2 protein-coding genes are annotated in these 1,505 nt (G+C 72.8%); both read left to right on the top strand.

All coding sequences use genetic code 11. The features are described from left to right. On the top strand, positions 1–1,030 hold a 1,030-nt coding region (locus VGB60_RS02315), incomplete at its 5' end, for a winged helix-turn-helix domain-containing protein (RefSeq protein ID WP_331036668.1). 31 nt (positions 1,031–1,061) lie between these two features. Continuing rightward, on the top strand, positions 1,062–1,505 hold a 444-nt coding region (locus VGB60_RS02310; RefSeq protein WP_331036667.1), incomplete at its 3' end, for an ABC transporter transmembrane domain-containing protein.

The raw sequence follows: 1,505 nt of genomic DNA, 5'->3' as shown, positions 1-1,505 counted from the left end.
CTATTTCGACGCCCTGGCGTTGATGGTGCGCGAGCACGGCAAACTGATCTCGAAGGATCGGTTCCTCGAAGAGGTGTGGCGCGGGGTGCCGGTCACAGACGAGGCCCTGACGCAGTGCGTCCGAACCCTCAGGCGGCAGCTGGGCGATGACGCGGGCCGGCCGCGCTTCATCGAGACGGTGCCCAAGCACGGCTACCGCTTCATCGCCCCGGTGAGCGAGACCGGGGCGGAGTTGGCGACAGACCGCATCGCGCCGGTCACCCCGCAAACGAAGGAGTCCCGCTCCGCGCCGCTCGTTCGCCTCGGCGTGGCCGGCATGACGGGCGGCGCGCTCGCGGGGCTGATGGGCGGGCTGTTCTACGGCGTCGTCGGCGCCCTGCAGCCGCTCGGCATCGGCATGGGCGGGCTGTCGGTGCTGCTGGTGCTGCTGTGCCTGACGGCCCTGCTGGCGCTCGTGGGCGGGGCCGGCGTCGGATTCGGCATCGCGGCGACCGTGGGCGCGAGGGGGCGGCCCGGCGCGCTGAGCATCGCCGGCGGCGCCGTAGGAGGCCTCGTGGTGGGCGCCGTGGTCAAGCTGGTCGGGCTGGACGCCTTCGACCTGCTGTTCGGCCACGCGCCCGCCGACATGACCGGCGCGCCCGAAGGGGCGTTGCTGGGCGGGCTGATCGGGGCCGCGGTCTGGTTCAACGCGCGAGCGCGGGTCGAGCCGCCGATCCGGCGATGCGTCGCCACCGGGGCGATGGCGGGGCTCGCCGCGGGGGTGCTGATTCCGCTGCTGGGCGGCCGGTTGATGGGCGGAAGCCTCGATCTGCTGGCGCAGGGATTTCCGGCCTCGCGCTTCCGCGTGGAGCAACTGGGCGCGATGTTCAACGAGAGCGGCTTCGGCCTGGTCAGCCAGCTGGTGACTGCCGGGCTGGAGGCCATGCTGTTCGGCGGCTGTGTGGCCGGCGCGATGGCGCTCGCCTGTCGCCGGTTCGGACCGGTCCCCCGGGCCCTGTCGCCAACCGCGCCAGAGCGCGCGGCGGCTTGACTTCCCCCCCATCCCGTCCGACCTCGGACCGATGACGACGCCCGCGCTCGCCGCCGACGAGAAGGAGCCCCCGAGAGACTCCCTGCGGCCGCTGCTGGGCCGCATCTGGCGGGACTACCTGTCGCACCATCGGGCGGCGCTGTTCCTGTCGATCGCCTGCGCCGCCGTGGTCGGCATCATGGCCGCGACGGTCTTGCAGCTGCTGGAGCCGGCCATTGACGGACTGTTCCTTGGCGAGGCCGTGACGATCTGGAACTTCATCACCGTGCCGCCCGGGCGGGCGCTGCTGTGGATCCCGCTCATCATCGTCGGCGCCGGGCTGATCTGGACCGCGGCCGCGCTGGGCCAGGCCGCGCTGGTCAACCGGCTGGGCCACGGCATCGTCGGGGACATCCAGGTGCGGCTGTTCGGGTCGATGATCCGCGCCGACCTCGCCCGTCTGCGCAGCCAGCATTCCGGCGGCTTCGTCTCCTCG

This window comes from Brevundimonas sp. (assembly GCF_036399195.1).
In the GTDB taxonomy this organism is placed as follows: domain Bacteria; phylum Pseudomonadota; class Alphaproteobacteria; order Caulobacterales; family Caulobacteraceae; genus Brevundimonas.
The sequence above is the reverse complement of the archived record's forward strand: the minus strand, read 5'-3'. Positions and strand labels throughout refer to the sequence as shown.